The organism is Nocardioides salsibiostraticola (genome assembly GCF_054783655.1).
This window is the reverse complement of sequence record NZ_BAAGQD010000015.1, coordinates 1-24,850: the sequence shown is the minus strand read 5'-3', so window position 1 is coordinate 24,850 and position 24,850 is coordinate 1. Positions and strand designations below refer to the sequence as shown.

The window sequence follows — 24,850 nt, the reverse complement described above, 5'->3', positions numbered from 1 at the left end:
CCGCCGGCCGAGTTCGAGGACACGTTCTACGCTCAGACACGGACCGACCAACCCCTGGTCGGAATCCAATAGCCAGAGTCTCCATCAGACCCAGGGCGATTCAGATAGCCGTGCCCACCTACCTGTTCTCCATGAGCCTGTGCGCCACGATCGTCGAGCATGGAGGGCCCGGCTGGCTCAACGTGCTTGTAGTCCTATTCTTTTGGAACGCGGTAAAGTTTGGCTCCATGGCAGTGCTGGCTCCCTTCCGTCTACTCAAAGTCGTGTGAGTAGCTGACGTTCTGCTCGTGCTTATCGGATAACGAATCCGATGGCCTCGATGCGCTCTGTGGTCTGCCGCGTCAGTCGACTCCGCCCATCGTTGGTGTGGCTGTTATGGGTCGCTTCTCAGATACCGGCGCGTATGAATGCCTATGGTCTGTTTATGAAGACTATTTGCTGGAACATGGGTGCCGGGTTCGGGTTTGGTGGTGCCAAGCACAGTGCGGCCTGGAACTGGCCAACGAGCAAGATGCCGATGTAGTTCTGCTCCAGGAGTGCGTGCTCCTCGACGAGTTCACGGAGCCATGGGGATCGGTCATCTTCAGGGGTAAGTACAAGAACTGGGGTTGCGCTGTTCTTGTCCGCGACGGTGGGTACGAGCGGTGGGAACCGACAAAATCACAGCCTTGGCTCCGGTTGGTGGGTGGGGCTGCCGTGGTGGCCCGTCCGACCGGAGGAGTCGGCAGATGGTTCAGTTCGGTTCACTCCGACTCATCGAGTTTCGAAGCGACCAACCGAAAGTATCCAAACACCTACGCAGACCTTCCGTCCCGTGACGGGATCGCGCGGTGCAACCCGAGAGAGATGTGGGAGATCGAGGTGATCGCCCACGAACTCGCCCCTGTGCTTGAGCAACGTGACTTCGTCCTCGGCGGGGACCTCAATAGTTCGTTGCTCTTCGACAAGAAGGCGGGCGGACAGGAAGCCCAACTATTCAGCAACCTTGCGTCGCTCCGCTTTGCGGACCTGCGGCCACGGCATTCCGAAGAAGAAGTGCGGACGTTCTTCAAAGCTAACAACAGGCACTTTCAGTTGGACCACGTGTACTCAGACGGGGTCACCGAGGCGTCCGTGAGTCGGTGGGAGGTACTTGCGGACGTTGCTGCTGATCTGGGGCTGAGTGACCACGCGCCCATCCTTGTCGAAGTCGGTCACTCGAAGTCGTGATGACGCCGTTGGAGGGGTGATCGGATACCTTCTCCGATCACTAACGAAACGGTGCCTGCGCCGCTATAAGCAACTTCTTGTCGATCAATAAGTTGCGCAGGTCATCCACCGAAGTTAGCGACTCTACCTCGTCCAGAGTCAAGACGTAGATGGTCCGACCCTCCTGGTTGGCCTTCACCACGATGGATTCGGCAGCGGCTAAACGATGGGTGTGTTGTGTCATGCCATTTTTCGCGAAGATCACTCCGCTGGCCACCCCACCAAGCTTCATCTTCCAGTCGAACCACGCGATGTCTGAGCTGTCAATCTTGCGTGACCAGTTTTTGCACTCTCCGAAAACAACGCCCGATGTGCCGTCAGGAAGTCCACCGCTTGCCGGATCAACCCAAAAGGAAACGTCGATCTCTTGCGAGCGATCTTGACTGAACGTGTTGCTGCTCTTAGCGGTTACGCCAGGCACGTGGGAGACGAGCCAGGCCATTAGACGTTCAAGCCGAGCACCCTGCTCAGTTGTGTTGGGTGCGGCGGCACGACAGTGCGCGACGTGTAAGGAGAGCTCGGTCACGTCCAGCGACATTGCCCATAAAGTCGCATCACCGAAAGGCAGCGTTATGGGCGTTGGAGGCTTAGTCGAGGCCATGCGCAGCCTCATCAAGTATCGCCGAGAGTGCACCTGCGACATCCGCGTTGGCCAGAGCACCGAGCAGAGTTGACTTGCTCACTGTCAGCATCATTCGCAACCCGTCGGACCAACTCGACGGCGCTATCTCCTGCAGTGAAACTATGAGGAGGCTCCGCACCCCAGCGCTTTCCATCATCCGGACAAGACGCTTCCGGATCTTGGGAGGCGTTGATGCTCTCGCGACTACTTCAATGCACAGGGGCAGCCCCCAAGGGGTCTGCAAGCCATCAACCCAAGCAATCAGATCAGGCACCATCACGGATGTCTGGTTGCGATCCTCCGGCACGATCAGTCGGGCTCCACGGTTGCTGAGTACCGTCTGCAGTTCATCGAGGAAGTGCGACGCAGCGCTGAAATCGGCCGGGTCTTGTGCCTTGCCGACATCGTTGGCAGGCCTCAGGATGTCGTCGTTCGGTGGCCTTGCCGGTTTGATGGGGGTCGACTTCACATTCGGATCCCAAGGCGCTTGCAGAAGCGCCTCGACGGCGGTTAAGACCGCTGTGATCTGCGTCGCGGGCACAGTTGGCAGTCCGCGCAGCCTTGAAAGCAGATGCTTGGGGTCAGACACAAGCATGAGTCGAACCCCGGCCCCCAGCGCTACACCTGTTTCAAACAAAACGTTTGAGCGGTCGCGGTTTCCTATGGGGGGAATGATTGCTAAAACCGCGTCGTTTCGCTGCACAGATTGTCGCAGACTGCGGGCGTTCGGGAGCTCACTCGTCATCCGCGCTGAGGACGTAACCTCGTAACCGCTGTCCGCCAAAACAAGATCGACCGCGCGGTAAACAGGATCGGTTAGCGAGTGCAGCAACATGATTCGCCGTCCCAGATTTCCCACAGCGTGGATTGTGCCTTAGTCGCTGGCGATTGACCATAAGTGGCATGGTGAGGCCATGCGCTCTACTTGTTCGGTCTGCATGGACGGGAGATGCGTAGTTCCAGTGGCTGCAACTCGTGCCACTGGTTCGACAGCGCGCATCAGAGTTCACATCGCCGTTGCGGCTGCGCTCACGCCCCCGGGAGATCGTGGGCGAAGCGCATGAGTGACAAACAGGCAGCGCCCATACCGGCCCTGATCCATCTGACCAGCGAGTTGTCCGTCTTCGTGGCCATCCTGCGCGACGGACGGCTTCGGGCTACGACTGCCTACGGAGCCATCCGCAACCTTCCCGGGCTTTCTGAGTCTCAGCGGGTTGTGTGCCTCAGTGAGGTAGGTCTTGAGGCAGTGGGAGAACTAAGCCGTCGTCACGGGAAGTTTGGTCTCGGCTTCGACAGACGTTGGGCGCAATCTCGCGGAGCCGCTCCCGTTTGGTACCTGCCGAGGGGTAGCAGCTTCCAGACCCAGATCTTTGAGCAGATCAAGAAGTTGGCGTTCGACAACCGCCCGGACCTAAATGAGTTCCTCTGGAAGCTGACCCCCTTCATCGACTACCCACAAGATCCGATCAACGAGACTGACCCCTCGCGGTACGACTGGCGCTGGGAAAAGGAATGGCGGGTCCTGGGCGATCTGGTTTTCCGACCCCAAGACTCCCTCTTCATGCTCGCCCCTCAAGACCTGCACGACGGCGTACGCGAGACCTGGCTGAACGCTTGCGGCCTCGGAGAGGGGCATGTCCCGCCAGTGGTAGATGTGGCTTGGCCGGTAGAGCGTCAGCGAGAGATCCTCAGCCGAGGACCCACCTTCGAGCTGACCTCCATGAAGCAGAAGCATGACGAGGCCGATGGGGTGATGGAAGCGTGGGAAGAGTCGCAGCGCGAGACGATGGACACCGCCCGTCAGCCGTTGACTTGGGTCGAGAATGACGAGCTCTTGCTCACGGAGTCGCAACAGGAATGGTCAACATGGTTCGACTCGTTGGGGGACGGCGACGGTCACTAGTTCGCAGCCGCAAAAAATGGGATTGCGCAACCGGCGTGATGATTTTTGTGTCGGATAGCCAATCCGATATGCCCCTCAGCCGACGACGCCTACTCTGAGGACCCGGGTTCGATCCACCGGTGGAGGGGTCTGGGGTCTTCGTAGAAATCGCGAAGATTCTTCGTAGAATTGCCGGTCCCGGTGGGTCACACCACCGAGAGCCAGCCCTCTTGAACGAGAGCCGCTCCGACACCAGTCGGAGCGGCTCTCGTGGCATGCCCAGAGGCTGGTTGAGGTGCGAGCGCAGCGAGCCTCGAAACCACCACCACCGCCGCACGCGCGCAGCCACACGCGGATGGAGATGCAACCCACGCAGCCACACGCCGATTGACGTGCCAGCGCGCGCAGCCACACGCTGGTTGAGGTGCGAGCGCAGCGAGCCTCGAAGCCACCACCGCACGCGCGCTGGCCGAACGTGGAACCACCTTCCGGACACCGTCGGCGATCCCCGTTAGGGTTCCCGCGTGATCACTGGCGAGCTCAAGAGCAAGATCGACACCATCTGGAACGCCTTCTGGTCCGGCGGCATCGCCAACCCCCTTGAGGTGATTGAGCAGATCACCTTCCTACTCTTCATCCGCCGCCTCGACGAGCTGCAGACACGGGCGGAGAAGAAGGCCAACCGCACTGGTCAACCAGTCGAGAACTCGCTCTTCCAGCCCGGACAAGCCAACCTCCGGTGGTCGAAGTTTAAGGACTTGGAGCCCGGCGTCATGCACCAGGTGGTCGGCGAAGGTGTCTTCCCCTTCCTGCGCCAACTTGGTGGGGATGGGTCGACATACTCCGCCCACATGAAGGATGCGCGCTTCACCATCCCGACCCCGGCGTTGTTGTCAAAGGTCGTCGACCTGCTGGACGACATCCCGACGAACGATCTCGACACCAGTGGTGACCTCTACGAATACATGCTCAGCAAGATCGCTACTGCGGGCACCAACGGCCAATTTCGGACTCCGCGTCACATCATCGATCTGATGGTCGCGATGACGGCTCCGCAGCCGAACGACGAGATCTGCGATCCGGCAGCAGGCACATCTGGGTTCCTGGTTTCGGCTGCAAAGTACGTGCGCGAGCACCACCTCTCTGTGATGACTGACGCCTCACAGCGTCAGCACTTCCACCAGAGCATGTTCCACGGCTACGACTTCGACTCCACGATGCTCCGCATCGGCAGCATGAACATGCTCCTCCACGGTGTTGAGCAGCCCGACATCCGCTACCGCGACTCGCTCTCCGAAGGGGCCGCGGGGGAGGAGGGCACGTACTCGCTGATCCTGGCGAACCCACCTTTCGCTGGCAGCCTGGACTACGAGTCCACCTCGAAGGACCTCCAGCGCGTCGTCAAGACCAAGAAGACTGAGCTGCTCTTTTTGGCCCTCTTCCTCCGGCTGCTCAAGCCGGGAGGCCGGGCGGCCGTCATCGTGCCGGACGGTGTCCTCTTCGGGTCATCCAAGGCGCACAAGGACCTTCGCCGGATCCTGGTGGAGGATCAGAAGCTCGACGCAGTCGTCAAGCTTCCATCCGGGGTCTTCCGGCCCTACGCCGGTGTCTCAACCGCGATCCTCTTCTTCACCAAGACCAACTCCGGTGGCACCGACCATGTCTGGTTCTACGACGTCCAAGCCGACGGATTCAGTCTTGACGACAAACGCAACCCGATCGAGGCGAACGACCTCCCCGATGTACTTACACGCTGGGTGAAGCGTGACGGTGACGAGCAGAACCGTGCTCGAACCGAGCAGAGCTTTTGCGTGCCGAAGGCGGACATCGCCGCGCAGGAGTACGACCTCTCCCTGAACCGGTATCGGGAAGTCGTTCATAACGAGGTCGAGCACCGCTCACCGCTCGACATCATCACCGACCTTGAGAAGCTCGAAACGGAGATCCAACAGGGTCTCGCTGACCTGAGAGACATGCTCTCGTGAGTCAGGCTCTTGCTGCTCTCGGAGAAGTTTGCGTTGCACGATCTTCGCTTGTCGACCCGCGCGAGACCGAGTTTCAGAAGCTCCCGCACATTGCGCCGGACAACATCGAACGAGGAACTGGGTGGCTTCTCCCGTACCGGACGGTGCTGGAGGCCGGCGTCACGAGCGGAAAGTACCGCTTCGAGAGCGGAGATGTTCTGTACTCCAAGATCCGACCCAACCTGAACAAGGTCATGCAGGTTGACTTCCCAGGCTTGTGCAGTGCCGACATGTACGCGCTGGATGTGGACCGTTCACGAGCCATGCCGTCGTACGTGGTCCATCTGCTGCGAAGTGATGCGTTCCTCAGCTACGCCACCTCCCTGTCCAACCGTGCCAACATCCCTAAGCTCAACCGCGGGCAACTCATGAACTTTCAGTTCCGCTTGCCACCCCTCGACGAGCAGCGCCGCATCGCCGCGATCCTGGACCGCGCCGACGCCCTCCGCGCCAAGCGCCGCCAGGCTCTCGCCCACCTCGACCACCTCACACAGTCGTTCTTCCAACACATGTTCGCGAGTGGCGTGTGGCCCGCAGCGAAACTCGGCGAAGTCGCGTCCACAACCAGCGGAGGCACGCCGGCCCGGGGGAACCCGAAGTTCTATGGAGGTGACATCCCGTGGGTGAAGTCTGGTGAACTGAACTCTGGTCTCGTTTCGGACGCCGAGGAATCCATTACTGAGCTCGGCTTGGCGTCGAGTTCGGCGAAGGTTCTCCCGGCGGGGACAGTGCTCCTAGCAATGTACGGAGCAACCGCTGGTGTCGTTGGGCAGTTGGGCATCGAAGCTGCAACGAATCAAGCGGTCTGTGCGATCACGCCGGGACCATTGCTGGAAGACACGTACCTGATCGCGATGCTTCGGTCGCTGACGTCGACACTCCTATCGAGAACGGCGGGAGGGGCGCAGCCCAATCTCAGCCAGGGGACGATCCGCTCCTTGGACCTCTTCGTCCCGCCTTTGGACCTGCAGCGCGAGTTCGCGGCACGAATCGATAGTTGCAACGCCCACCAAGCCAATCTGAAGCGAGCAGGAGTGTCTAATGATGTTCTGTTCGAATCCATACAATCTCGCGCCTTTCGGGGTGACCTCTAATGACAGTCGTGCCGACGTGGGACCAGTACATGGCGCCGTGTCTGCGGGTACTCTCCGATGGCGAGGTGCACCGCACCCGGCCCATCGTGGAGGCTGCTGCGAACCTCCTAGAGGTGACGGAAGAGCAGCGGGCGATCCTGATCCCCTCGGGGCAGGAGCAGTGGGTGAACCGGGGAAACTGGGCGCTGTCGTACTTGGCCAGGTCGGGCGCGGCTGAGCGTCCGAGCCGAGGCCGCTACCGGATCACCGAGGTGGGCCGGAAGCTCCTGCTGGACCACCCTGAGCGCATCACTGAGAAACACCTGCGGGCTCTGTCTGGCGATGAGAACGCTCCGCACACGTTCAAGGCGTTCCCCTCGCCGGCACAAGCCTCCGCACCCGCCGTGGTAGAGGAGGCCTCCAAGCTCGATCCCGAGGAGCAGATCGCCTCCGGTGTGGCCCGGATCAACGCCGATGTCGCCGATCAGCTCCTCACCCGCATCCTGGCTCAGGAGCCGGTGTTTTTTGAGCAGGCTGTCCTCGATCTGCTGATCGCGATGGGCTACGGCGGTGCCGAGGGGTCCGCCACCCGCACGCAACTGTCCAGCGATGGCGGCATCGACGGGATCGTTGACCAGGACGCGCTCGGTCTGAGCCGGATCTACGTTCAGGCGAAGCGCTACGCCGAGGACAACGCCATCGGACGCCCGGCCATCCAGGCCTTCGTGGGCGCTCTGGCCGGCAACCAGGCCAACCAGGGCGTCTTCATCACGACCAGCCGCTTCAGCGGTGAGGCACAGACCTATGCCGACCAGGTGCCCACGCGCATCGTCCTGATCGACGGGCACAAGCTGACCCGGCTGATGATCCGCTACGGCGTCGGCGTCCAGGTGAAGCGGACCGTCCAGATCGTCGAGATGGACGAGGACTTCTTCGAATGAAGGGAACAGCTCGATGCCGGTAGAGATGCAGATGTGGCGCATGGAGGACGACCGTCCCCGGTCGCTGACTTCCGCGGTGTTGCCGTCTGAGGCAGCCCTCGAGAAGTTCCTGGAGAAGGACCCGTCGCTCCTCGGCGTCCGGCTGCTCATCATCGGGCGGCAGGTGCACACCCCGCACGGGAAGTTCATCGACCTGTTGGCGATCGACGCCGAGGGCACCGTGCATGTGCTCGAACTCAAACGCGACAGGACACCTCGCGACGTCGTAGCCCAAGTGCTCGACTACGGATCGTGGGTGAGCACCCTAGGGCGCGAAGAGATCCTCGATGTTGCTAGCAACTACCTCTCCGAGCCCTTCGAGGCCGCCTTCGAGAAGGTCTTTGGCGACGTCCCGCCTGACGAGTTGAACGCCGACCTGCAGCTCACCATCGTGGCCACAGACCTCGACGCGAGCTCAGAGCGCATCGTGGAGTATCTCCGTGACTTCGGGGTGCCGATCAACGCGGTGTTCTTCTCATTCTTCGACGATGACGAGCGCCAGTATCTCGCCCGCAGCTGGTTGGTCTCGGAGAAGGAACCGGTCCGTGTCAGCGGCAAGAAGGCGAAGCGCGCGCCATGGAACGGCGTCGACTGGTACGTCGCCATAGGTGGCGGCGGCCGCTCCTGGGAGGACGCCCACAAATACGGATTCGTATCCGCCGGGGGAGGCCCCCGCTACTCGGGCAGGCTGCGCACGATCCCCGTGGGCGACCGTGTCAACGTCTACCTCCCGGGACAGGGCTACGCGGCCGTTGGGATCACCCTGGGTGTCGCTCAGAGGTTCGACGAAGCCAGGGTGTGTCGCGACGATGCGTGGGTCCCACTCGCCTCCCAGGAGCTCGAAGGCCGCTACGCGCACGGTCAGCCCGGCGAGATGGAAGGCGACGACATCGCGGAGTGGGTGGTGCCGGTGCGCTGGGTGGCGGCGCGACCAGCAAGCGAGGCCTTCCGAGAACCTGGTCTTTTCGCCAACCCCAACCCAGTCTGCCAACTGCGGCAGGAGTTCACACTGCAGCGGCTCGCCGAGCACTTCGATCTAGCCGGTGACGAAGCGTGAGCAACTTCGACTTCATCAAGGCCGAGTGGCCCGAGACGCACGCCGACTGCGTGCGCGCTGAGAGCTATTTCGCAACCGACCCACGCTCGGCCTGCTTCTACGCCCGCCGAGCGGTCGAGCAGCTCGTGGGTCTGATCTATGAAGTCGACCGGCTCAACCTGCCCTACAAGGACGACCTCGCTGCGCGGATCAACGACTCAGCGTTCCGCAACCGAGTCGGGGTAGGTATCGGGCAGAAGCTGAATCTGATCCGCACCCGCGGCAACCGTGCGGTCCATGACGCGCAACCCATCCCACGACAGGCAGCCCTCGACGTCCTTCGAGAGCTCCACCACGTCGTGCTGTGGACAGCGTTCCGCTACTCCACCCACCCCGCCGCGGTCCCCACCGGTGCGGTCTTCGACCCGTCGGTAGCTGGCAAGAACGCCCCGCTGAGCCGCGCCGACGTCGTCAAGCTGGCCGAGAGGTTCAAGGCCCAAGACGAGGCACACTCCAAGGAGCTGCGCGAACGCGACGACCTGGCCGCAGCCAAGGACGCCGAGATCGAGACGCTGCGGGCGCAGATCAAGTCGGCGCAAGCAGCCCACACGTTGCCCGACACCCGTGACTACTCCGAGGCCAAGACTCGTGAGCTGATCATCGACGAGCTGCTCCACGAGGCGGGTTGGCCTCTCGACGATGAGCGTGACCGCGAGTTCGAGGTCACGGGCATGCCCAACGAGAAGAACACCGGGTACGTCGACTACATCCTGTGGGGTGCCGATGGACTACCGCTGGCCGTGGTGGAAGCCAAGCGCACCACCTCCGAACCGGCTGTGGGCCAGCAACAAGCCAAGCTCTACGCCGACTGTTTAGAGCAGATGACCGGGCGCCGGCCGGTGATCTTCTACAGCAACGGCTACCAGACCTGGCTCTGGGACGACGCCGCCGGCTACCCACCCCGGCTGGTCGAGGGGTTCTTCACCGCCGCCGAGCTCGAACTCATGGTGGGACGCCGCACCACCCGCCTACCCCTGGCCGATGCCACGATCACCAAAGAGATCGCCGGGCGCCACTACCAGCAGCGCGCCATCCGCGCCGTAGGCGATGCTTTCACCGCCAAACAACGCGACGCCCTGCTCGTCATGGCCACCGGCTCGGGCAAGACCCGCATCACCATCGCCCTGGTCGACCAACTCATGCGCGCCCGCTGGGTGAAGCGGGTGCTGTTCCTCGCCGACCGCACCGCCCTCGTCCGCCAAGCCGCGAGCACTTTCAAGACCCACCTGCCCAACGTCACCACCGTCAACCTGGTCACCGAGAAGAACAACGACGGCCGGGTCTACGTCTCGACCTACCCGACGATGATGAACCTGATCAACGACATCGACGGCGGCCGACGCATGTTCGGGACGGGCTACTTCGACCTCGTTGTGATCGACGAGGCCCACCGGTCGGTCTACCAGAAGTACGGCGCGATCTTCTCCTGGTTCGACTCCCTCCTGGTCGGCCTGACCGCAACCCCCAAGGACGAGGTCGACCGCAACACCTACGGCCTCTTCCACCTCGAGGACGGCGTCCCCACCGATGCCTACAGCCTGGACGAGGCCGTGGCCGAGGGCTACCTCGTCCCTCCGAAGGGGGTTTCGATGTCGACCAAGTTTCTGCGCCAGGGCATCCGCTACGACGACCTCTCCGAGCAGGAGAAGGACGACTGGGACTCCTATGAGTGGAACGAGGAAGGCGAGATCCCCGACGCGATCAGCGCCGAGGAACTCAACCGGTTCCTCTTCAACGCCGACACCGTCGACAAGGTCCTTGCTGCCTTGATGAAGGACGGCCACAAGGTCGCCGGCGGCGACAGGCTCGGCAAGACCATCATTTTCGCGAAGAACCAGAAACACGCCGACTTCATCGAGCAGCGCTTCAACCTCGCCTACCCCCACCACGCCGGCGCCTTCGCCCGCGTCATCACCCACTCGGTCACCTACGCCCAGTCCCTGATCGACGACTTCTCGATCAAGGACAAGGCCCCACACATCGCGATCAGTGTCGACATGCTCGACACCGGCATCGACGTCCCCGAAGTCCTCAACCTCGTCTTCTTCAAGGCCGTACGGTCCAAGTCCAAGTTCTGGCAGATGATCGGCCGCGGCACACGCCTGTGCCCCGACCTCTACGGCCCCGGCGAGGACAAGAAGAACTTCTACGTTTTCGACGTCTGCGGCAACCTGGAGTACTTCAGTCAGGACCTCCCCGAGTCCGGCGGCAGCGTGCAGAAGTCCCTGACCGAGCGCCTCTTCGAGGCCCGCCTCGGCGTGGTCGCAGCCCTCGATCACACCAACGGCGACACCTCGGGTGAGGACCCGGAGGTGGGGGAGGGCGAGACCTCTGAGCGCGGGCTCCGCGTCGACATCGCCTGGTCACTGCACGAGGTGGTGGTCGGCATGAACGTCGACAACTTCCTGGTCCGTCCCGCCCGCGAGTGGGTCGAGACCTACGCACAGTGGACCTCATGGAAACACCTCAGCACCGACACCGCCGGGGACATCGCCCGCCACCTAGCCGGGCTGCCCTCCGCGCAGACCGACGCCGATGAGGACGCCAAGCGTTTCGACCTGATCCTCCTGCGCATCCAGCTCGCGCGCCTTGAGGGCGATGCCCTGACCTACGAGCGGCTGCGTAAGCAGGTTCAAGACATCAGCGCAGCACTGCTCGGCCAGACCACCATCCCCTCGGTCAAGGCCCAGGTACAGCTCCTCGACCAGCTCACCGGTGATGAGTGGTGGGTCGACGCGACCCTGCCGATGCTCGAGCTGGCCCGCCGCCGGGTCCGGGGCCTGGTGCGGTTCGTGGACTCCACCAAGCGCGCCACCGTCTACTCCGACTTCGAGGACGAGCTCGGCGAGTCCACCATCGTCGACCTGCCCGGGGTCACACCCGGCACGAACTGGGAACGCTTCCGCGCCAAGGCCCGGGCCTACCTGCGCGACCACGAGGACCACCTCGCCCTACAGCGCCTGCGCCGCAACCTCCAACTCACCGCCGACGACCTCACCTCCCTGGAGGCGATGCTGCTGGAGTCCGGTGCCGGCACGGAGGCCGACATCGCCAAGGCCCGCGAGGAAGCCCACGGCCTCGGCCTCTTCGTCCGCTCCCTGGTCGGCCTGGACCGAGAGGCCGCCACCGCCGCATTCGACCGCTACCTCTCCGGCAACTCCTTCACGACCAACCAACTCCGGTTCGTCCAGCTGATCGTCGAAGAGCTCACCGCCAACGGGGTGATGGAGGTCGCCCGGCTCTACGAGTCGCCCTTCACCGACCACGCACCCAGCGGACCTGACACCTTCTTCACCGACGATCAGATCGACGACATCGTCACGATCCTCGACGGCGTGCGGAAGCATGCCCTCCCGGACGTCACCGTTGCGTAGAGCGAAAGACGGACAGGTTCGTTGGATGACCGCTCGCGAGCAGTGCAAAGCCCAACTACCAACCAACGACTAAGGATGTCGGATGCCAATCTGTGCCGGTTCAGGGAGTAGCGGAACTCTGGAGTTTCGGAAGGGGTCCGATGAGTGGTGGGTTTACTGTCCCGTTTGTGGCGTGCGATGGGCCGGAGGTGGCTCGGATCCGCTTCGCGCGCACGAGGACAAACGGTCAGCGGAGCAGCGCCGATTAGCCGCGGGACAACAGGGAGGGGAGGGCGATGGCTATCGGACCGACGAGCCGAGTTCCGGAGAAAGGGCTGAGGCGCGACGGCTCGAGTACGGGAGGCGCAACGCCCAGGGCATAGTTGCTTCCTTCTCTTCGTATCTCTCCATTCTGGGGATCTTGAACGAGATGGAGGACTTCGATCGTGGCGTGACGCTGGATGAGGAAGGGCGCATCTCACTGGATCCAGCTTCTGTCGCTGAACTCTCTCAAGTGTTGGAGGACTTCTTGCCCGACTGTTGGAGCCCACGCGTTGACCATGGGTTCCCGGCCCCTGACTATTGCGAGTGGTCGGGGAAGGACTTGTGCGACGTCTGCTCCGCAGCTGGCAAGCGCTTCCCGAAGTATCGTCCTCCGCGGCCCTGAAGCTTGCCGACAGTTGTCGGCAGACGCGGCTCCCGTCGAGGTGTCTAGCGGAAGAACCCTCCCCGACCTGGCCGTTGCTTGAAGCCAGTGCTCCAGCGATCGGAGATGCAGTCCGATAGCCCTTGACAACCTCCTGCGTTGACGATCCAGACGAGGGAGTGGCCCTGCTTCGTCTTCTAACGATTTTCGCGGTGAGCGCTCGTAACGGCTGATCTGGGTGCTGTGGCTTACCTTCCCACCATGAGCGATCATATCGAGCACCCCGACGAGGTTTACGGCCAGGTTCAAGCTCTCGGGGCTTGGTCCGACTGGGTGCCGTTCGCTGACGCCGTGACATCGGCACCTCGTACCCCGGGTGTCTACCTCTTCCGGCTGCCGTTGAGTCACGAGATCGTCTACGTCGGGATGGCGGGGGAGCGCACCGGTAGCGGCAGGGCCCAGGGTCTACGTGGACGATTGAGTATCTACGGCCGCGGCCGTGGCGCTGTGAATGGGTTCGGTGAGGCCGCTCTAGATCGGGCTCTCGGGGACGAAGGGTGGCTGGAGGATCAGGTGAGCTCCCTTAGGACTGAGGGGCCGAAGCGCGCCAAGGTCTGGGCGCAGGAGGCCATCGCCTATTTGGCCCCTGAGGTGTGCTGGGCGGAGTGCGACGACAAGGTCGCTGCCCTTGCGATGGAGAAACAGGTTGAGAGCCTGCTTGGCATGCACGGGCTGTGGAACCGGGCATCGCAGAAGTTGCGTGCTGGTCAAGGCGCCGCGCAGGACACCGGCGTGCAATCGGTTGATCCTGATGATGTTGGCCTGGTTTCGCCAACAAGACCTGCCGGCGGGTCGTCCGCCGAGGACGTGGTGGTGTTCACTTTCCAAGGCTTCGGCATCGATCTTGATGTTCTCTACCGGGAGATGTACCGGTACTCGGTCGTCATCGACGGGGAGAGGGTTTTCAACGGGTCAGCAAAGGACACCCCGGGTGTCAAGCGACTGTTGAACCAGTTGTTCGACGTGCCGGTGACCGACAAGATCCATCCGATCAATCACGCCATCCGCAGCAATTGCCGCGATCGACTTAACTCCCTCGGCTGGGCCACCAAAGGTCCAGGGCGATCGGCAAAGTACGTCCTGCACCGGACTCCGTGATCACCTCCCACTCAAGCGAGACCGATCAGAATCGCCTTGAGCGCGGCGAACTCGACCGGGACCGCGGTGACTGCCTGATTCGGTAGGCGGCACAACAAATAGGCCGCGCCGGTGCGTCATCAACCTCTACTTCGTGAGCGGTCAACCGTGTCGACTCGAACCTCGTTGGCGGCGCATGTTGCGAGGAACGACGACAATTCACCCGGGGGCCGATATGCGACATTCATCGTCCAGGCACCGTCATCGTCTTGGGTCTGCATTCGGATCTCACCAGCGCACCACACGTCTCCGACCAACACCTCAACGTCGGGGCGCTCATGGGGGGCGTGAACGATGGTCTGCATGCGCGGAGTCTTCCCGTCGCCGCCGACATGTTGGACGCTGCCACCAGGGGGCTTGAGGCGGTGCGATGTCAGCCGCGACCTGATTGCACCCGCTTGAAGGCCCGCGCGGCGACGAGTTGCTCGGCATGGTCACGCCGGATCCACCACTTGCTTCCAACCTGCACCACTGGTACTCGTCCCGCTTTGAGCAACCGCCGCGCGTTCGCTTCTCCGTAGCCGGCCATAAGAGCAAAGACCCGCGGCGTGATCCACACGTGCTCAGTATCTGGCGGCTCCTTCAACCGCCGCTGCTCTGCGTCGTCCACACCCTTTCGTGCTGTTTCGGCATCGCGAAAGGTCCGGTAACTCAGAACCGTTGATCTTGCGAGGGAGGGGCGCTTCCCGCGTCGGTGTTGTGTGATGTGGCCGTCAGACACCCCTATCCACACAGCATGCAAGGAGGACTCAAGGAGTTTCGCTGCCCTCGCCGCTGAGATCCACTCGTACCGGTCGAGGCGCAGCACCTCGACCGACGCAGCGTCTACAAGCGCTTTTTCGTTTTCGTCGTTGCGCAGGTGGCCCATTCGCAGGAGCCAGTAGACGTGATTCCGGCGGACACCCAAGCGACTTGCTGCCTCAGTCTTCGTGAGTACGTGGACGCTCGGGTCCTCGTCATCCGGATGATGGGACATTCCTAGACACTAACTGCTGGAACCGGGGGCGCTGGGCTCCTGGGTGCGCTCGCCGCAGCAGGCCACGATGACGCGGAGTACCGCGGACCGTGACGGCGATGGCGGCGGCAGGTCGTCGTCCATCGCACCCCACGTCATAGCGCCGCGAACCGGCGGCAAGGTTCCACCGAGTACGGCACTGGGTCTGCGGTGCCCATGCGGGCCAAGATCGAACTCCAGCAGTCGCGTGTGGCTGCCGTGGCACGGATTGACCCATCCATGAAGCGGTCCCGGGGAGTTGAGAACCGAACCCGTCCCGATAGCTCGCCCAAACCACAAGGCGAGCCTGAGCGTAGGGCCGTCAGTCGTCCTTCAAGAAGACTGTAAACAGATCGGCAGCGTCGATGCGCTCGCCTGTAGGAACCTCGAACTCGCCGCTGGTGACCGCGTCGTTGCCGTCCTCGGTCAGGACCCACGACACAGAGACCGAAGCCGCTTGCGTGTCGCGCGCAAGGATCACGTAGTCGTCCTGGTCGCTCGTCCATGCCACATTGGGCCGAAATGACTCCGGCGTGAGCACGACCTCGGCGTCATCGCCTCGATTGGTCCAGGCGATGGGGTAGCCACGCGGTGCGATCCGGACATCGCTGAGGTCGATTCCCGTCCCGAACGGGTCTCGCCGCCGAAGGACGGGCTCGACCACCTTCTCGAAATCGGCATCGTCGACCTCAAGGTATTCGAAGGCTTCGCAATCGTGGAACGTCACGCTGAGATGCGGCTTGGCGACAAACCGGTCGCGGCTGACGACCCTGATTCCCGCGCCAGACAGACCGACGCCGAGAAAGTGCCCTCGCCCCTGCGCGATACGGGAGGGCTTGTCGCTTCGCCACGCGACAAGACGCTCGGCTCGCTCCTCCGCCGTCAGTGGCCGACCCCCTGCAAGGATGCTCGATGCCAGGAGGGCCGATGTGCCGGCGAAGGTGTGCTGCTCCGGCTCCTCCTGCTTGCTGAACTGTTCGTCCTCGAACTCGTACAGGAGCTCCAGGACCTCGTCGATCCGGTCGACGCGCCCCATGGAGCCGACGATCTCCACGTCGAGATCGATCGGCGACTTGCCGCCGCTGCGGGCCCGCTCGACGAGGGCCAGGATCTCGCCGGCCCGAGCAGGTCGAGTATTGCTAGTTCCCCGCACATAGACACCTCCGTCCTCGAGACTGTCCCTGCGGTCGACTCCCTGGAAGCTTTTGTGACACGGGAAAATCGGCTGACCGTCCTGCGGCGGCTGCGCGATGACGAACAGCACTTCGCGATCGTCGCCGACGCCAATTCTCCCGAACTCGAACGCGGGGAACTGGGATCCGAGATAAGGACGGAGCCGGTCCTCCAGCTCGTGGGCCTCGACCCCTCGGGGGACGCCCGGCATGCTGCCCTTCTGCACGCCGATGACGAGCACCGCGTATCCGTGGAGGTGGCGTATGGCCTCGTGCGGACGACGGTTGGCTACACCCAGCAGGAACTTGGCGACCTTCGCTACGCCAGCCTTGCTGCTGAGATCCAGGCAGCTCTTGACCTCCAGGTAGGTCGTCTCAGCCTCGTCGCCGACGGCGATCACGTGGTCGAGAATGCTCCGCCAAGCGCGCTCACCGAGAGGGATGACGTCGGTCGCAAGCATCACGCGCTGCGGCTTAGACGCGTTGTCCGCGGCGGGATCAGTGGGCATGGTCAATTGTCCCATTCGCCGCCGACGCCCGCTGTCCGTCATAGTGCCGCGCGCAATGACAGCGTCTTTCCGCCGCCTATCGGCGCGCTCAAGTGTCGGTGGCAAAGCGCATGCTGGGCTCATGAGCGACACGACGCCCGATTGTCTCGACTTCCTCGCCTACTGGTGGCTGCCCGAGCGGCCGGAGCGCCGTGTCCCCGGAAGACTCGCATGGGATCCTGACAGCGGCGGCGATCTCCAACTCATGGGTGAGCTGCGCGAGCCGGAGATCCTTGACAACCACCTTCCCGACGGCGGCATCCAGAAGTACCGGGCGGGACCGAACAAGCTCGACCAGTGCTACCCGGTTATCCATGGAAGCCACCTGACGAAGTCAGGACGCGAAGAGGCATACACCCTGCTGCACTCCCTGAGCCTCAACAACGTTGGTTTCCACGGACTAGAGGAGCTTCCCGAACACATCACCGCCGGCGCCGTGCTCCACGGTGCCTGGTACACAGATCCGGCCGACATCGAAGCCGACCGCGCGATCTTCGACCTCAGGCATCTCTCCACCTGGGTGGACACAACAGGACTCGAAACCAAGTTCCCCCGGCTCGAGGGAGACCTTGACGGTCCGTACGCCGTCATCAAGGGCAACCGGAGACCGGCCTTCTCGACCATTCACGAAGGCGCGACAGTGGAACTCAGCCAGGAACTGAAACACATCGGTGACCATGACCACACCAGTGGGATCCAGCAAACATGGCGACTCGTCATCAGCATCGAGCCGATGGGCGAACTCGAGCGGTTCACCAACATCGCAACCGACATCCGAGCCCTTGTCACGATTGCCGCCGGCAAGACCGCGGACATCGAAAGTGCTGTACTTCAGCACCCCAAACTGCACAAGCACAAATTGGACGGCACCCCCGTGCCCGCGTTTCGCGACAACATCACCTACCTCAGCCGATGGGCCCACCGCGGCAACGACGCTGCCACAATTCGCAGCCACGAGTTGTACTTCAGCCTCGAACAGTTCGGCGGCCCTGAAAGCATCCAGCGCTGGCTACAAACCGCGCACACCTACCGCACCGAACTCCGACGTGTCATGGCCACCAGATACACCGACACCATGTACCTCGAAGATCGCATCATGAACACCTGCGCCGCGCTCGAACGTTTCGACAAGGAACGTCGCCCAAGTGCCCCCAAAGTGCGCCATGGCACCCGCGGACTTGAAGACCCTTGGTTTGTCGACCGGATCGAGGAATGCATCCTCTACGCGGGACCCGAGTTCAAACAGTTGATCGTCGAAGATCCCAAAGCCTGGGCTGAAATTGTCCGCCAAGCACGGAACCAACTCGCACACCACGACGACCCATTCCGCACTACCGGTCAGGTAGGCGAATACGTTCTTGCCGAGCAGGCGTACTGGCTCTTCGTGCTGTGCATGCTCCGCGCCAGCGGCGCTCCAGGGGCCACCTTCGAATCAATCGGGAAGCATCCTCATGTCCGCTGGCTTCGCAGCCAAGCTGAGGAACGTCTCGCCGACCACCACTGACTTTTCCCAACTTCCTGGCAGGTGTGATAGTGCTCCGGCCTCTGGGCACCCGGAGACAACCCGCGTCTTACCACCGCCTCTGATGCAGGTCCGTAGGCCCTCAAATGTCAGCGGTCGGACGGCCGTGCAGGAGGGGGTGCAAAGGTGAGCAGGTGGGTTAAGACTGCCTGGACCTGGTCAGACTCCCGAACCTGTCGAAGCTGGCTGCCGAATACATTCAAGCCGTCGCCACGGCGCTCACAGCCAAGCCAGAATGACGCTCATAAGGAAAACCCAGCAGGGCCCTCGACGAGCGCTTCACGATCCGCAGGAATCTGATTTTGCGACCACCGGTTGATCTGGTCGGTACACCTCGATCCTTTTGACCGAGCACCTCGCCCGCGAGGAGATCAGGCACTCGATCGGTTGCGTCGGCGACGCCTACGACAACGCGCTCATGACGACGATCAACGGCCTCGACACGGCCGAGTGCATTCGCATCGCGGCCTTCCACAACGGGCATCATCAAGATTGTCTATCACGCGAGTAGCCAACGCCGACTAGGTCGACTGGTACGACGATCGCCGCCTGCACAGCAACCAAGGACGCATGCCACCCGTCGATAACCGTGCAAGCCCACTGTCAAGAGCCGCACGTCGTAATGGACCGGCAGAGACATGAGGCGCTTCCTGTGAACGATCGGCATATCAGCGGTGGTGCCCGGGTCTGGCGCTGGCTACTCCGGGTAGAGATCGCGAAGGTCATCGTGGCCAGCGGCGACGAACTGGTCCACACGCTTGTAGGTACGAGTCTCATCGGCGGTCGTCAGGTCTTGCGATAGGACGTGGCTGAACAACTCGTGTGCGCGATGGATCCGGCGTGGGCCGGGTGCGCCAGCTGTGAATAGTCCGTCCATGATGTCGAGAATCTCGGCGGCGGGTGCGTTCGTGGCCACCGCCCACGAGGCGTACGTCTCGAAGGCGAGATCGTTGTCCTGCGCCATCTCCACCCACTCGGTCATGAGGCCGTCGAGTCGGTAGTCGATGCGACCGTTGAGGTTGTTCGGTGGGAGCAGAGCGGCGATCTGGGCTCGGTACGAGTCGTCGTCCGATCGTTCGCGCCGTTGAAGTACTGCCAAAGCGTCGCGTGCGATTGGGACCCAGGCGTCGGCGAGCAGTCCGGCCAGGTGGGGTGCGTCCTCGACGACCTGGAACAACGATGTGCGCCACCAGTCGAGAGCTAATGCGAAAAGGAATTGGGATGCGACAGAAGCGACCATTACAGCGGTCAGACCGGCGGCGGTCCGTGCCCGGTCGGCTTCCAGCGCGGCTTCGGCCATCAGCCGAAAACCGTCGGAGTCGCGTGCGCCGGTCGCCGTGACGTCGCAGACGAGATGGACGAGGCCTCGGGCGAGTTGCGCTATTTCGTCGGGATTAACGCGGGAGCAGCCGGACGTCGTTGTGGCGTCGATGGCTGCCGCTGCGGCGACCGTCAGAACCTGCAGGTGTAGGTCGGCTGGGTCCAATGCCTCGCCGTCGTCATCCGTGCAATGGTCAATCTCGTCATCGCCAGCGTTCTCATCACCGTCGTGCTCGGTGTCGTAGTCGTGGTCGTCGTGGTAACCGGGATCGTCTCGGCGGCGTATGTCCAACAGCAGGGCATTCACCAGATCCAGGCCGACCTCGTGGTGGCACGGCTCGGACGGATCTGGGCACGCAGTTGACCAACCCGCACGCAGCGCGGAGGCAAGCGTGTGACGCACCTCGATCGCGGTGTGCTGAGCCAAGGCCGCCAAAGCGTTAATCGCCTGAGCACGTTGTGGGCCCTTAATATCTACACGAGACAGCATGCCCGGGAGGCTGCGCGCAGCTGCTCGCGAGGGAGCCCGCTGGTCCTTCGTTGAGTGGTGCTCGAACGGCGAGTGGTCAAGAGCGTGATCGAGCAGGTGTTGAAGGGCCCATGCGCGATCGTCGGGTGTGACTAAGAGGTCGTGGGCGATCGTGAGGACGAAGGCCGCGACAGCACATGACGGACCGGGGCCGTATATCGAGAGTTCCGGCGTGATCGGGTCCTCGGCTAGTGACTTCGCGGTCGCAAGGTCTTGTGTGAACCGGTCGGCGAACTCGGCCGGCGAGTCACGCATCATCTTCGCGGCAGGTCCATCGTCTCGAACGGCGTCCGGTTCGTTTAGTAGACCGCGCCACAGATGGGGAGTGATGTCGACGGGTGAGTAGTCGCTGATCAGGCGTAGCGAAGCGGAGACACGAGCGAGATCCTCATTGCCTGGGTTAAGTGCGGCGACCACGTCATCGGGAACGTCGGGCACGAATCCGATCAGTCCGTCCTTTTCGACTCGGCGGTAGGTCGCCGGTCTGAGGTACGACGCAGTCAGGAGGACTTCCGCGCGGACCGTGCCTGTGTCGTCAGTCTGTGAGGCAACTAGTGCGTCGGCCACCGCCGGCAACGCGGCGAGCAGTTCAGTGTCCTCTCGGAAGAGCGCACTCCCTGCAAGCTGCATCGCGACTTCGTTGGGCGCGAGCCTGGACCATGGAGTGTCGTCCGGTGTTGTCGTGACCCGGTATTCGTTCTGTACTCGTCCGATCTCGAGTTCGGACACTAGGCGCTCGCGGAACCACTCGGCGAGTATCCGTTCGGTGCTTGGGCGGTGCCGCAAGAGGAGTGCGTGAGCGATGCCAGCCTCGGTCAATGTTGTCGCTGCTGAAAGGATCTCGCCGACGACTTCGGCGACGTCTTCTCCGTTCAGGACCCGTAGGTTCTGCCACCGTTCGTAGGCCATCGCGGCACTGATGGCGGGTCGGGCCCCGACACCGGTTCCCCGGTTCCAGTGCCAGCTCTGTGAGTCGCCTACGAGGCGGCGCCCTTCTAGGCCGGGCACGTCAAGGACGACGGGCTGCGACGTCTTGATCTGTGCCGGCGTCGAGAACATCGAGTTGTGGCCGAACATGCCTCGTTGTCTGATGGTTGCTGCTCGGTCGATGACTGCGCGAACGAGGGCCTGTCCGATCGGCGGGTCTTGGCGGAGCAGCGCCTGGAATGGGCCTTGGTGGGCGCCGACCGCGATGTGGTTCAAGGAGAACGAATGCTCGCGGATGCCGTCGTCGAGACTGTGGGAGGTGTCGCTGGTGTCGAGGTAGTAGGTCGTCGCGAGTTCGCCGAGAAGCACGGTGTCTGTTCTCGCCAGTTCTGCGACGGCGTAAGGCGACTCGATGGCGTCGACGACGCTGTCGGGGTAGTCGACGACTCGGCGGCGTAGATGGCCGGATGCCCAGGTCGGGTCGACGTGGTGGAGGAGCACAACGGATTCGGCGGGCGGGGCAGCGGCGTGGGGTCGTCGGGCGTATCGGATGGCGATGTGCGCCACGGTGTCGGTGTCGGCCGTCGGCCACTGGTGGGCGGCCAAGCCTCGGAGGTAGGCGAGGACAAGGTCGTCGTACGAACGTCTGGCGTCTGACCCGAACGTCGCTAAGTCAGCCTCGTGTCGTGTCAGGAGATCAACGAGGGGGCGCAGGGCCTCGGTGTGCGGGTTCGGGCGGCTGCTCGTGTGACGTGTGCTGTGGGCGTACCCGTTGGGATAGTGGAGACGTCTGGCTGTCGTCATCAGCCGTTTCAGGCCGGCCAGGTCTGTCTCGAAGGTCCGCCACGCCTCCTCAAGTAGCCGGGGCGACTCGGGGTGACCCAGGAGTACTTCCTCAGCGAGCTCGACCCACCGTTGCCCGTGTGTTGCGGCTATACGTTCAAGTTCGTACCGGATGCCGGGCAACGACGCATACCCCTGGTCGGCGAGTCGGGCTTGGGCGGCAAGTCGTGCGGCTCTCAACGCTGACCGTGGCTGGACGGCGCCCACGAGAAAGTGAAGCCCCTCGAGCAGGAGCAACCTCACGGTGGCGAAGTCGAGGTCGAGGTCGGTCGCGAAGCTGTCCGCCGCCGAGAACGCCGAGACGGGAGCGAGAACACCGTCGCTTCGAAGCGAGTCCATCGCCCGCCCGTCTACCGCAGACCTGGCAAGGTCGGGCCGGTGTCTGCGCCGGGCTGCCTCCACCGCCGCGTCGGCCCGTCCGGCAGCCGACGCGTCACCTCGCCGGACCATGACCACACGCTCCCAGTACCGGGAAAATATCTCGAGCTCTGTCGCCGGCGTCTCGGGGTCCCCCGGAGCCGGCGACCTCGCACCGCTGCGGACGATCGCTGCGACCAGTCCGACCCGCGACAACAGGTCTGAGGCTCGAGGGCGTGACCCGAACGTCGCCAGCATCGGGAACGCGTCGACAACCTCTGCGACCTCCGTGTCGGAGAGCGGGCGAACCAGGTGGCGGATGACATCAACAGAGCCGGCACCGATTGGTGTCGCACCGGACAGACGGTCGGACACGTCGTCGGCGACGTCGTCTCTGGCAACGACCACGCATCGGAACCCTGCGTGATGCGCCGCAGCGACGAGTAGTGCAATACGGTCACCCGCTGGGTCCGACTCGACTCCGTCAATGAACAGCAATCGGTTGCGGACCGTGTTCGGGGCGGTGTCGGCCAGGACGTCGCCGAGGCGACCTTCGAACGGGTCGGCGGCCGTGCCGAGGGTCGTGACGTCGCCCAAGTGCATTGCAATCACGTGGGTGCGGGCTGTACGCATCTGGTCGGCGGCGGCTACCGCGAGAGCAGATTTGCCGAGGTCGGCGCTGCCGGTGACGAGAACGTGTGAGCCGGGCGCATTTTGCACCGCCTCAACAAGATGGGCCAGCTCGTCGGCTCGCTCGAGTCGCAGCACAGTCGGACCGGTGGTCCCGAGGTCGCTTGGACCGGTGATGGTGGACCGAATCCGGGCTCGGAGGCTGTCCTCGAGGACCGCGAGAGTACGCATAAGCGGGCCATGGCGCGGCGACGGCCCGATGGGTGTGATCAGACGGTCACGCACTGACCGGGCGTCCATTGTCGTACCAGTCGGGTTGTCCCGGACCGCGATCGTGACGAGCTCCGCCCACACGGTTGCGGCTGCAGCGTTGTTGCTGTCGGTTAGTACGGCGAGGGTGTTGATCGCTGATGTCCGGTCGCGTGCGACGTCTTCCTCGACGTCGACGCGGACGCTTCGCAGGGAACGCAGGAATCGCCAGGTGAGCTCGTCGCGTTTGGGGGTTCCGTCGGCACCGGCCTGCTGTGTGGTGAGGGTGCCACTGTTGTCGCCTGCGATTGCCTTGGTGATCGCGTCTTGCAGGTACGTGAGCCGCCTGCGGAGGTGATGGTTACGGCCCGAGACGAGGGTGGCGAAATTTGTGTCGCTGACCGCGTCGCGCGCGATGTCGGTCAGCGCGGCAAGTTCGGTGGCGCCGGTGTGCGAGCCACCGACCACGAGTGTCAGAACGGCCGCGCCTCGTTCGAGGCTGTCTCGTTCGGTGAAGAAGGTCCGCAGGAACGACATCAGCAGGGTGACGAAGTCCGAGTCGCCGCCCGCAATCGTGGGGTTGTGCCTGATGCCGACCCAGGCAGTCATCTGCTGGCTGTGCCGGCCGGTTCCGGTCAGCATCAGGTCATCGACATCAGCGGTGGTCGCCTGGAAGGTCACCGAGTCGAGAGCGAACGTGTCGCCCATCAACGGCGTTGCGCTGCCGGTCAGCAGCGCTGTGAGTTGCAGGGCGCCGACGAGTTGCTCGAAACTCACGCCTCCGCCGCCGCGAGCGAATGCGGGAGCGGCCACCTCATCAATCTATCGGCTTGGCGTGGTGGGTGGTTGCTTTTCGTTACGTCGACCCGTGGGTGCGGTGGGTCGAAGGTTAGGGGTTGAGCGCGTTGCTACTCCTCTGCCTGGGCTGTGGCACGTGATCGGTGCAATGGTGCGGTCCCCGCTCCTGGCTTCCTTCGAGTTGCGCGACGAAACCGCGTCGTTGGCATCGTCTCGGTTGATGACATGGTCGCCGTTCTCGTCGTTGCGACCATGCGTCAGTCCAAGCGAGACATTGACTCAGACCGTTCGGACCCTCATACCCGTCAGCCACGCGGCCGCGCATGCCGAGACAGCGCGTATGAAGCTGCGTCATACCCCGCGTGTGCCCGGTTCGGTTGTTGACAGGTTAGCCCCGGCCGTACCAGTCCGGCTGGTCAGCCCAGTCGCTCTTCCACATGAGGTAGTCACGGAAACGGTTCAGTTCCTGGAGGGCCTCACTTAACTCATCCTTGGGAAGAACGGTGTCACGACGCGCCTCCTTGCTGTCCGAGACAGATCGTCAATTCGGGACAGGTAACCACGCCAAGTCTCGACGTCATTCGACGAAATGCTCATAGGGCCGAACACTACGCGCGGCTCGCCCGCGCCGCCCGACATTCCTTCGACAGCCTGCGTCATACCGCCGCGACACAGCCATGTCCTAGCACCACGTCTCGCCTCACGAAGCCCGCGCCCGATAGTCGGCGCGGGATTTTGAATCGCCCTGGGTCTGATGGAGACTCTGGCTATTGGATTCCGACCAGGGGTTGGTCGGTCCGTGTCTGAGCGTAGAACGTGTCCTCGAACTCGGCCGGCGGG

15 protein-coding genes are annotated in these 24,850 nt (G+C 63.1%); 10 read left to right on the top strand and 5 right to left on the bottom strand.

The window, feature by feature from the left end; genetic code table 11:
- Nucleotides 1-375: 375 nt before the first annotated feature.
- Entirely contained in the window at nt 376-1,209 is an 834-nt protein-coding gene (locus ACYVLV_RS10240) for an endonuclease/exonuclease/phosphatase family protein (RefSeq protein ID WP_460809676.1), read from the top strand.
- A gap of 40 nt (nt 1,210-1,249) precedes the next feature.
- Here the strand turns inward: ACYVLV_RS10240 and ACYVLV_RS10235 are convergent, their stop codons facing one another.
- Together ACYVLV_RS10235 and ACYVLV_RS10230 are read right to left on the bottom strand one after the other, a co-directional pair.
- The gene (locus ACYVLV_RS10235; RefSeq protein WP_460809675.1) at nt 1,250-1,849 is read right to left on the bottom strand and encodes a hypothetical protein; all 600 of its coding nucleotides are present in this window, start codon (nt 1,847-1,849) and stop codon (nt 1,250-1,252) included.
- Complete coding sequence (locus tag ACYVLV_RS10230; RefSeq protein ID WP_460809673.1) at nt 1,836-2,459, bottom strand: hypothetical protein; 624 nt, start codon at nt 2,457-2,459, stop codon at nt 1,836-1,838. The genes ACYVLV_RS10235 and ACYVLV_RS10230 overlap by 14 nt, the downstream gene beginning before the upstream one ends.
- A gap of 471 nt (nt 2,460-2,930) precedes the next feature.
- On the opposite strand from ACYVLV_RS10230, the gene ACYVLV_RS10225 reads away from it, so the two are divergent.
- From ACYVLV_RS10225 to ACYVLV_RS10195, 7 genes are all read left to right on the top strand, one after another.
- A complete protein-coding gene (locus ACYVLV_RS10225) occupies nt 2,931-3,773 on the top strand; it encodes an abortive infection system antitoxin AbiGi family protein (RefSeq protein ID WP_460809672.1) in 843 nt (280 codons plus the stop codon).
- Nucleotides 3,774-4,276: 503 nt separating this feature from the next.
- A complete protein-coding gene (locus ACYVLV_RS10220) occupies nt 4,277-5,737 on the top strand; it encodes a type I restriction-modification system subunit M (RefSeq protein WP_460809670.1) in 1,461 nt (486 codons plus the stop codon).
- On the top strand, nt 5,734-6,870 hold the full coding sequence (locus ACYVLV_RS10215; RefSeq protein ID WP_460809669.1) for a restriction endonuclease subunit S: 1,137 nt from the start codon (nt 5,734-5,736) through the stop codon (nt 6,868-6,870). Before ACYVLV_RS10220 ends, ACYVLV_RS10215 begins: the two co-directional genes overlap by 4 nt.
- 8 nt (nt 6,871-6,878) lie before the next feature.
- Nucleotides 6,879-7,790 (top strand): restriction endonuclease, encoded by a 912-nt coding sequence (locus ACYVLV_RS10210; RefSeq protein ID WP_460809668.1) that lies wholly within the window; start codon nt 6,879-6,881, stop codon nt 7,788-7,790.
- A gap of 13 nt (nt 7,791-7,803) precedes the next feature.
- Nucleotides 7,804-8,886, top strand: coding sequence for a hypothetical protein (locus tag ACYVLV_RS10205; RefSeq protein ID WP_460809665.1), 1,083 nt, complete (start codon nt 7,804-7,806; stop codon nt 8,884-8,886).
- A complete protein-coding gene (locus ACYVLV_RS10200) occupies nt 8,883-12,299 on the top strand; it encodes a DEAD/DEAH box helicase family protein (RefSeq protein ID WP_460809664.1) in 3,417 nt (1,138 codons plus the stop codon). The genes ACYVLV_RS10205 and ACYVLV_RS10200 overlap by 4 nt, the downstream gene beginning before the upstream one ends.
- An 886-nt stretch (nt 12,300-13,185) precedes the next feature.
- A complete protein-coding gene (locus ACYVLV_RS10195) occupies nt 13,186-14,082 on the top strand; it encodes a hypothetical protein (RefSeq protein WP_460809662.1) in 897 nt (298 codons plus the stop codon).
- 412 nt (nt 14,083-14,494) lie between these two features.
- On the opposite strand, the gene ACYVLV_RS10190 is transcribed toward ACYVLV_RS10195, so the two are convergent.
- The gene (locus tag ACYVLV_RS10190; protein WP_460809661.1) at nt 14,495-15,097 is read right to left on the bottom strand and encodes a hypothetical protein; all 603 of its coding nucleotides are present in this window, start codon (nt 15,095-15,097) and stop codon (nt 14,495-14,497) included.
- A gap of 340 nt (nt 15,098-15,437) precedes the next feature.
- Nucleotides 15,438-16,796, bottom strand: a complete 1,359-nt coding sequence (locus tag ACYVLV_RS10185) for a hypothetical protein (RefSeq protein WP_460809660.1) — start codon at nt 16,794-16,796, stop codon at nt 15,438-15,440.
- Nucleotides 16,797-16,917: 121 nt separating this feature from the next.
- Between ACYVLV_RS10185 and ACYVLV_RS10180 the strand changes: the two genes are divergently transcribed.
- Together ACYVLV_RS10180 and ACYVLV_RS10175 are read left to right on the top strand one after the other, a co-directional pair.
- On the top strand, nt 16,918-18,339 hold the full coding sequence (locus ACYVLV_RS10180; protein WP_460809659.1) for an ApeA N-terminal domain 1-containing protein: 1,422 nt from the start codon (nt 16,918-16,920) through the stop codon (nt 18,337-18,339).
- 361 nt (nt 18,340-18,700) lie between these two features.
- The gene (locus ACYVLV_RS10175) at nt 18,701-18,868 is read left to right on the top strand and encodes a hypothetical protein (RefSeq protein ID WP_460809658.1); all 168 of its coding nucleotides are present in this window, start codon (nt 18,701-18,703) and stop codon (nt 18,866-18,868) included.
- A gap of 186 nt (nt 18,869-19,054) precedes the next feature.
- On the opposite strand, the gene ACYVLV_RS10170 is transcribed toward ACYVLV_RS10175, so the two are convergent.
- Complete coding sequence (locus ACYVLV_RS10170; RefSeq protein ID WP_460809655.1) at nt 19,055-24,025, bottom strand: hypothetical protein; 4,971 nt, start codon at nt 24,023-24,025, stop codon at nt 19,055-19,057.
- Nucleotides 24,026-24,850: the final 825 nt, after the last annotated feature.

Coding starts and splice junctions, on each gene's coding strand:
- ACYVLV_RS10190 (WP_460809661.1), bottom strand. CDS start 15,097: ATGTCCCATCATCCGGATGACGAGGACCCGAGCGTCCACGTACTCACG.
- ACYVLV_RS10225 (WP_460809672.1), top strand. CDS start 2,931: ATGAGTGACAAACAGGCAGCGCCCATACCGGCCCTGATCCATCTGACC.
- ACYVLV_RS10205 (WP_460809665.1), top strand. CDS start 7,804: ATGCCGGTAGAGATGCAGATGTGGCGCATGGAGGACGACCGTCCCCGG.
- ACYVLV_RS10235 (WP_460809675.1), bottom strand. CDS start 1,849: ATGGCCTCGACTAAGCCTCCAACGCCCATAACGCTGCCTTTCGGTGAT.
- ACYVLV_RS10185 (WP_460809660.1), bottom strand. CDS start 16,796: ATGCCCACTGATCCCGCCGCGGACAACGCGTCTAAGCCGCAGCGCGTG.
- ACYVLV_RS10180 (WP_460809659.1), top strand. CDS start 16,918: ATGAGCGACACGACGCCCGATTGTCTCGACTTCCTCGCCTACTGGTGG.
- ACYVLV_RS10240 (WP_460809676.1), top strand. CDS start 376: ATGGGTCGCTTCTCAGATACCGGCGCGTATGAATGCCTATGGTCTGTT.
- ACYVLV_RS10195 (WP_460809662.1), top strand. CDS start 13,186: ATGAGCGATCATATCGAGCACCCCGACGAGGTTTACGGCCAGGTTCAA.